Origin of the sequence: Nocardia higoensis (assembly GCF_015477835.1) — a bacterium.
GTDB lineage: Bacteria > Actinomycetota > Actinomycetes > Mycobacteriales > Mycobacteriaceae > Nocardia > Nocardia higoensis_A.
Map to the genome: position 1 here is coordinate 25,197 of NZ_JADLQN010000013.1, position 7,147 is coordinate 32,343.

The 7,147-nt window shown below is 68.7% G+C and carries 6 protein-coding genes; 4 read left to right on the forward strand and 2 right to left on the reverse strand.

Annotation, left to right across the window (positions count from 1 at the left end; genetic code table 11):
* Positions 1-7: 7 nt before the first annotated feature.
* Complete coding sequence (glgX, locus tag IU449_RS28025; RefSeq protein WP_195005186.1) at positions 8-2,134, reverse strand: glycogen debranching protein GlgX; 2,127 nt, start codon at positions 2,132-2,134, stop codon at positions 8-10.
* A 171-nt stretch (positions 2,135-2,305) separates the two neighbouring features.
* Between glgX and IU449_RS28030 the strand changes: the two genes are divergently transcribed.
* Positions 2,306-3,592: an adenosylmethionine--8-amino-7-oxononanoate transaminase gene (locus IU449_RS28030; RefSeq protein ID WP_195005187.1), complete on the forward strand. Its 1,287-nt coding sequence runs from the start codon at positions 2,306-2,308 to the stop codon at positions 3,590-3,592.
* A gap of 112 nt (positions 3,593-3,704) precedes the next feature.
* On the opposite strand, the gene IU449_RS28035 is transcribed toward IU449_RS28030, so the two are convergent.
* Positions 3,705-4,079 (reverse strand): cupin domain-containing protein, encoded by a 375-nt coding sequence (locus IU449_RS28035; protein WP_195005188.1) that lies wholly within the window; start codon positions 4,077-4,079, stop codon positions 3,705-3,707.
* A 75-nt stretch (positions 4,080-4,154) separates the two neighbouring features.
* Here IU449_RS28035 and IU449_RS28040 point away from each other — a divergent pair, with 75 nt between their 5' ends.
* From IU449_RS28040 to bioD, 3 genes are read left to right on the forward strand one after another with little or no spacing between them, the layout of a single operon-like run.
* Positions 4,155-4,832 (forward strand): MarR family winged helix-turn-helix transcriptional regulator, encoded by a 678-nt coding sequence (locus IU449_RS28040; RefSeq protein ID WP_228805838.1) that lies wholly within the window; start codon positions 4,155-4,157, stop codon positions 4,830-4,832.
* Between the two features lie 50 nt (positions 4,833-4,882).
* Entirely contained in the window at positions 4,883-6,073 is a 1,191-nt protein-coding gene (locus tag IU449_RS28045) for an 8-amino-7-oxononanoate synthase (RefSeq protein WP_195005189.1), read from the forward strand.
* The gene (gene bioD, locus IU449_RS28050) at positions 6,070-6,768 is read left to right on the forward strand and encodes a dethiobiotin synthase (protein WP_195005190.1); all 699 of its coding nucleotides are present in this window, start codon (positions 6,070-6,072) and stop codon (positions 6,766-6,768) included. The genes IU449_RS28045 and bioD overlap by 4 nt, the downstream gene beginning before the upstream one ends.
* The last annotated feature ends 379 nt before the right edge of the window (positions 6,769-7,147 follow it).

Below are 7,147 nucleotides of genomic sequence, written 5' to 3' on the forward strand. Positions count from 1 at the left end.
GGCAGTGTCACAGTCGTTCGGTGCAACGCAGAACCAGCAGGCAGCGGCCGGGCAGGGGCAGGGTCGAGGAGGCCTCGTAGGATTCGCCGCCGCTGCCGTCGGGGGTCGAGCAGTCCAGTTCGACCACCCAGCGCAGGCCGTATTCCGCGCCGGGGAGCGCGAAATCGAGCGGGTCGTGATGGGCGTTGAAGCACAGCAGGAACGAATCGTCGGTGATGCGCTCGCCGCGCGGGCCGGGTTCGGGGATGGCGCGTCCGTTCAGATACACCGTCAGGGCCTTGCCGAAGCCGCTGTCCCAGTCCGCCGCGGTCATCTCCTCGCCGGCCGGGGTCAGCCAGGCGATGTCGTGGGTGATGTGCTTGGGCCGGATCGGCCTGCCCTCCAGGAACCGCCTGCGCCGGAAGACCGGATGCGCGGTGCGCAACGCGATCACCGCGCGGGTGAAGGCGAGCAGGTCGGCATTGGTCTGCGCCAGTGACCAGTCCATCCACGCCAGCGGCGAATCCTGGCAGTACACGTTGTTGTTGCCCTGCTGGGTGCGTCCCATCTCGTCGCCGTGCGCGAGCATCGGCGTGCCCTGACTGAGGATCAGGGTGGCCAGCAGATTACGCGACTGCCGCTCGCGCAGCGCCAGGATCTCCGGATCGTCGGTCGGGCCTTCGACACCGCAGTTCCACGACCGGTTGTGGCTCTCACCGTCGCGGTTGTCCTCGCCGTTGGCCTCGTTGTGCTTCTCGTTGTAGGACACCAGGTCGCGCAGGGTGAAGCCGTCGTGGGCCGTGATGAAATTGATGCTCGCGCCGGGCCGTCGGCCGGTCGCCTCGTACAGGTCCGAGGAACCGGTCAGCCGGGAGGCGAACTCGCCCAGCGTCGAGGGCTCGCCACGCCAGTAATCCCGTACGGTGTCGCGGTACTTGCCGTTCCATTCGGTCCACAGGCCGGGGAAGTTACCGACCTGGTACCCGCCCTCGCCGACGTCCCAGGGCTCCGCGATGAGCTTCACCTGGCTGACCACCGGGTCCTGCTGCACCAGATCGAAGAAGGTGGAAAGCTTGTCGACGTCGTGCAATTCGCGCGCCAGGGTCGCGGCCAGGTCGAAGCGGAAGCCGTCGACGTGCATGTCCAGGATCCAGTAGCGCAGCGAGTCCATGATCAGCTGCAGCGTGTGCGGGTGGCGCACATTGAGACTGTTGCCGGTGCCGGTGTAATCCCGGTACTTCGACGGATCGTCCTCGAGCAGCCGATAGTAGGCGGCGTTGTCGATGCCGCGGAAGGCGATCGTCGGGCCCAGGTGATTGCCCTCGCCGGTGTGGTTGTAGACCACGTCGAGGATCACCTCGATGCCCTCGGCGTGCAGGGCCCGCACCATCGCCTTGAACTCGGTGACCGCGGCGCCGCCGCGGGGGCTGGCGGCGTACTCGTTGTGCGGGGCGAGATAGCCGAAGCTGTTGTAGCCCCAGTAGTTGCGCAGCCCCTGGTCCAGCAGCATCCGGTCGTGCAGGAACTGGTGCACCGGCATCAGTTCGATCGCGGTGATGCCCAACGCCTTCAGATGCTCGACCACCGCGGGATGCGCGATGCCCGCGTAGGTGCCGCGCAGCTCCTCCGGCACGTCCGGATGGGTCATCGTCATGCCCTTGACGTGGGCTTCGTAGATGACGGTCTCGTGGTAGGGACGCTTCGGCGGGCGGTCGGCGCCCCAATCGAAGAACGGGTTGATGACCACGCCGGTCATGGTGTGGCCCAGTGAGTCCAGGCCGTAGGTGTGCAGCGACGGATCGCCGTCGAAGTCGCCGTCGAACGCCTTGCCGTACGGATCGAGCAGCAGTTTGCTCGGATCGCAACGCAATCCGCGCTCGGGATCCCAGGGACCGTGCACCCGGAATCCGTAGCGCTGTCCGGGACCGATCGTCGGAAGGTAGGCGTGCCAGACGTACCCGTCGACCTCCTCGAGCGCGATGCGGGTCTCGGCGCCGTCGCGATCGATGAGGCACAGCTCGACCGCGTCGGCGACCTCGGTGAACAACGAGAAATTGGTGCCTGCGCCGTCATAGGTCGCACCGAGGGGATACGCCGATCCCGGCCAGGTGCCCAGGGGCGTCACATCGCTTGGCGCTGGATCGGGCTGAGCCATGGACACGACAGTAGCGCCGAACCGCGCGCACATCGGATTCGTGGTGCATCGGTCACACCTCGGAACCGGACTCGGTGTCCCTCGCGCGTGTCGTGCTGCTAACTTGAACACTGTTCAAGTCGCCCCGCTCGGGGCGGGAACCTGTGAGCTCGACACCCCGCGAGGACCGATTTGTCCACAGAGGAACTGACCCAGCAGCGGATCACCGCCATCGACGCGGCCCACGTCTGGCATCCCTACGGCGGCTTTCCCGCCGCCACCGAACCGCTCGTGGTGGCGAGCGCGTCCGGGGTGCGGCTGACCCTGGCCGACGGCCGCGAGTTGATCGACGGCATGAGTTCCTGGTGGGCGGCGGTACACGGCTACCGTCATCCGGCCCTGGACGCCGCCCTGCTCGAACAGGCCCGCCGGATGAGTCACGTCATGTTCGGGGGCCTCACCCACGAACCGGCCGCTCGCCTGACCGAACTGCTCGTCGAGCTCACCCCGGACGGTTTGGACAAGGTCTTCCTCTGCGACTCCGGCTCGGTCTCGGTGGAAGTGGCGGTCAAGATGTGCCTGCAGTACTGGCGCAGTGTCGGCAAACCCGGCAAGCGCAGGCTGCTGACCTGGCGCGGCGGCTACCACGGCGACACCTTCACCCCGATGAGCGTCTGTGATCCCGAGGGCGGCATGCACGCGCTGTGGACTGATGTCCTCGCCGCACAGGTGTTCGTCGGCATGCCGCCCGCCGATCACCGCCCCGGCTACGTCGAGGAACTCACCGCCGCCATCGCCGCGCACGCCGACGAACTCGCCGCCGTGATCGTGGAGCCGGTCGTACAAGGCGCGGGCGGCATGCGCTTCCACGACCCTCGCTACCTCGCCGACCTACGCCGACTCTGCGACGAGCACGACATCCTGCTCGTCTTCGACGAGATCGCCACCGGCTTCGGCCGCACCGGGGAACTGTTCGCCGCCGAGCACGCCGGTGTCCGCCCCGACATCATGTGTGTCGGCAAGGCGCTGACCGGCGGCTACCTGACCCTCGCCGCCGCCCTGTGCACGACCCGGATCGCGGAAACCATCAGCGCCGCCCACGGCGGTCTCATGCACGGCCCCACTTTCATGGGTAATCCGCTCGCCTGCGCCGTGGCCGTCGCCTCCATCGAGACACTGCTCTCCCGCGACTGGCGGACCGAGGTCGGCGACATCGAATCCGGTCTGCGCGCCGGCCTCGATCCGCTGCGGGGCTCGCCCGGTGTCGCCGACGTGCGCGTCCTCGGCGCGATCGGCGTGGTCGAACTCGATGAGCCGGTCGACATGAAGGTCGCCACCGCCGCCGCCGTCGAATCCGGTGTCTGGCTGCGCCCGTTCCGCAACCTGGTCTACACGATGCCACCGTTCATCAGCACTCCCGCCGATGTGGAGGCGATCACCGCGGCCATCGGTTCGGTGGCCCACGCTGTGACCCGCTAGGCGGGCCGGCTCCGACCCGGCCGTCGGAAGGTGCCTGCCGTTCCCGCCTGATCGCCCCGCGGGTACGAGGCGTAGGTGTCGGTCCGCGCCGGGCTGGAGCCGATGGCCGGAATCACGCGATCCACGCGGGCACGATCGGTGCGTCGGACTGCGGTGTCCGCGCTCGAGCGCCCGCCGGCGCGGTCACGATCGCGCCGTATCCCTCGGGTCCGCTGCTGATCTGTCGCCGCGCGCCCGCGGGGAGGACGATGGTGTCGCCTTCCGCCGCGTCGTGCGAGTGGCCGTCCAGGTCGACCACCAGCGAACCGGTGAGCACCGTCCAGATCTGTTCGACATCGAATTCGTGTACCGGCCCGGAGGTGTGCGGCGGCACATCCACCCGCCACAGCGCGGCGCTCGCCCCGCCCTGGGTGGGCGAGGCCAGTGTGGTCATGACGCCACCGGGCGTCTCCGTGCGGCGGTTCTCGGTGTGGCGGACGACGGTCATGGGGTACCTCTCGTTACAATGGACAACACGGTTGTCGAATTGGCGACAGGGAAATAGTCAACGAGGTTGTCCAATATGTCAAGGGATGAGCAGGATGAGGCCGTCCATCCCCGGCGGCCCTCCGCGGCTGCGGGGCCGGTCGGCAGCGAGGCGGCGCGTGTGGTTCCGGCCGATGCCGATGCCGAGGGTGCGCATGAGCGCACTGCCGTGACGACCGCGGGGTCCGAGGGCGGTGCGGCGCCCGTGGTGGAGGGATCGGGTGGAGAAGGAGGATCGGCGGGCGGCGGTACCGGGTACGAGCTGCCGATGCGATTCCTCCTGGCGTTCCGTTCGGTGATCGACGAGGTGAACGCCGACCTCGCCGAACACGGCCACGCCGATATGCGCCCCATGCACGGCTTCGTCTTCCAGGCGATCGCCCGTGCGGGTGGCCCGAACGGATGCACCGCCGCCGACCTCGGTCGCGTGCTCGGTGTCTCCAAACAAGCCGCGGGCAAGCACATCGACACCCTCGAACGGCTCGGCTACCTGCGTCTGAGCGTCGATCCCGCCGACGCGCGGCGCAAAGTGTGCACATTGACCGATCGCGCCCACGACGCCCTCGACCGCTCGGCACGCGTCTTCGACCGCGTCCGCGACCGCTGGTCGCGCACGCTCGGCCCGCAGCGGCTCGCCGCACTCGAACACGACCTCCGTGTCCTGGCCCCCGGCGAACTGTTCCGCCTGGACACTCCGCAGTGGTTCAACGGCTGAGCACCGACCGTCAGCCCGTCCTGAACGGTGTTCAAGTATGCTGCTGCGCTGTGACTACCGATCCGTTGAGCTGGTTGGACGAGCGGGCGCGGGCGCGTGTCGGCGCCGGATTGCGCCGCGAACTGCGGCCCAGGCAGCCGCAGTCGCCGTCGATCGACCTGGCCTCCAACGACTACCTCGGCCTCACTCGGCATCCGGCGGTGATCGAGGGCGCGGTCGAGGCGGTGCGCCGTTGGGGCGCGGGCTCGACGGGTTCGCGCCTGGTCACCGGAACCACCGCCGATCACGCCGCGCTCGAGGCCGAACTCGCCGAGTTCACCGGGACGGAGGCCGGACTGGTGTTCGCCTCCGGCTATGCCGCCAACCTCGGCGTGGTCACCGCGCTGGCCGGACGCGGATCGCTGATCGTGTCCGACGCCGGCTCGCACGCCTCCCTGGTCGACGCCTGCCGACTGTCTCGCGCCAGAGTCGAGATCGCCCCGCACGGCGATGTCGCGGAAGTCGACCGGCTGCTGTCGACCCGCACCGAGGAACGAGCACTGGTGCTCACCGACTCGGTGTTCAGCGCCGACGGCGACCTCGCCCCGCTCGTCGAGCTGCATCGCGTCACTCGGGCCAACGGCGCGGTCCTCATCGCCGACGAAGCGCACGGCCTCGGTGTGCGCGGCGAGGGTGGCCGCGGCCTGGTCCACGAGGTGGGGCTGGCGGGCGAGCCGGACCTGATCGTGACCGCGACTCTGTCCAAGGCGCTGGCCGCGCAGGGGGGAGTCGTGTTGTGCACCGAACGCGTGCGCGCCCACCTGATCGACGCCGCGCGCACCTTCATCTTCGACACCGGTCTCGCCCCCGCGGCTGTCGGGGCCGCGCGCGCCGCTCTCGATCTGCTCCGCCGGGACCCCGGCATGGCCGGTCGAGTCCTGCGCAATGCCGCCGCCATCGCCCGGGTGGCCGGCGTGTCCGAACCCGATTCCGCTGTGGTGTCGGTCGTGCTCGGCAAGGCGCAGGTCGCCTACGACGCTGCCCAGGCATGCATCGCACGTGGACTCGATGTCGGCTGCTTCCGCCCGCCGACCGTCCCCGAAGGCACGTCCCGGCTGCGGCTCACCGCCCGCGCGGACCTGACCGATGCCGAGCTGGACACCGTCGCAACCGTCCTCGCCGACGTGCTGGCCGAGGCCCGCCGGAACGACCGAGGACGCGACGTGAGCGGAGCGCGCCCTCCGGAGGTGGTCTCCGCATGAGCACGCTGCTCATCACCGGTACCTCCACCGATGTCGGCAAGACCGTCGTCACCGCCGCGCTGGCCGCGACCGCCGCCGCCGAAGGGCGATCCGTGGCAGTCTGCAAACCCGCCCAGACCGGAGTCGTCCCGGGCGAGCCCGGCGACCTCACTGTTGTCGAACAGCTGGCCTGCCCGCTCGTCACCCGCGAACTCGTCCGGTACCCGGATCCCCTCGCGCCCGACACCGCCGCCCGGCGTGCCGGACGACCCCTGCTGACCCTCGCCGAGACGGTCGAAGCGGTGCGCGATCTCGATGGCTCGGATGCGACTCTGGTCGAAGGCGCCGGTGGCCTGCTGGTGCGGATGGGCGAGTTCACCCTTCTCGATCTGGCGAAGGAACTCGGCGCGCCGGTTCTGGTCGTCGTTGCAGCGGGTCTCGGCACCCTCAACCACACCGAGCTGACCATCCGAGCGCTCGAAGCCGCGGAGGTCCGCTGCGCCGGTCTGGTGATCGGCTCGTGGCCCGCAGCCCCCGATCTGGCAGCCGAGTGCAATCGCGAGGATCTGTCGCGTGTGACCGGTATCGACATCGTGGGCGTGGTTCCGGCCGGCGTCGGCTCCTGGAGTCACGAACGCTTCGTTTCCGAGGCTCCGGGGTGGTTCGTCCCGGCCTGGGTCCGCGGGGAGTTCGCCGCGGAACCGACCCACCGCTAGTCGATTCGGTTGCCGCGCACCCCGATCCACCTGGGGATTTGACATGGTGCGAGTGCCTGCGTAACTTATTCCAGGTCAGAGCGACACGGACACCGACCCGGAGCCGAGACGCCGAGCCGAGAGGTTCAGCGTGGCCTGGGAAACGAGGTAGGACGAGGAGCGCCTGGCGATCACACTGGCTCGACCATAGTTCGGATTTGGTTTCGGACGACTGGACGCGCTAGGCTGGAAAAGTTGCCTCACTGAAGCACTGGAGTTTTTCTGGTTCGGATGTGTGTGCGTGTGTTCTTTGAGAACTCAATAGTGTGTCGATGAATGTCAGTGCCAATTATTTATTGGTTCCGGCTCTTCACCCCCGTGGGGGGTCGGACATTTTTAG

Coding starts and splice junctions, on each gene's coding strand:
- glgX (WP_195005186.1), bottom strand. CDS start 2,134: ATGGCTCAGCCCGATCCAGCGCCAAGCGATGTGACGCCCCTGGGCACC.
- IU449_RS28035 (WP_195005188.1), bottom strand. CDS start 4,079: ATGACCGTCGTCCGCCACACCGAGAACCGCCGCACGGAGACGCCCGGT.
- IU449_RS28040 (WP_228805838.1), top strand. CDS start 4,155: ATGTCAAGGGATGAGCAGGATGAGGCCGTCCATCCCCGGCGGCCCTCC.
- bioD (WP_195005190.1), top strand. CDS start 6,070: ATGAGCACGCTGCTCATCACCGGTACCTCCACCGATGTCGGCAAGACC.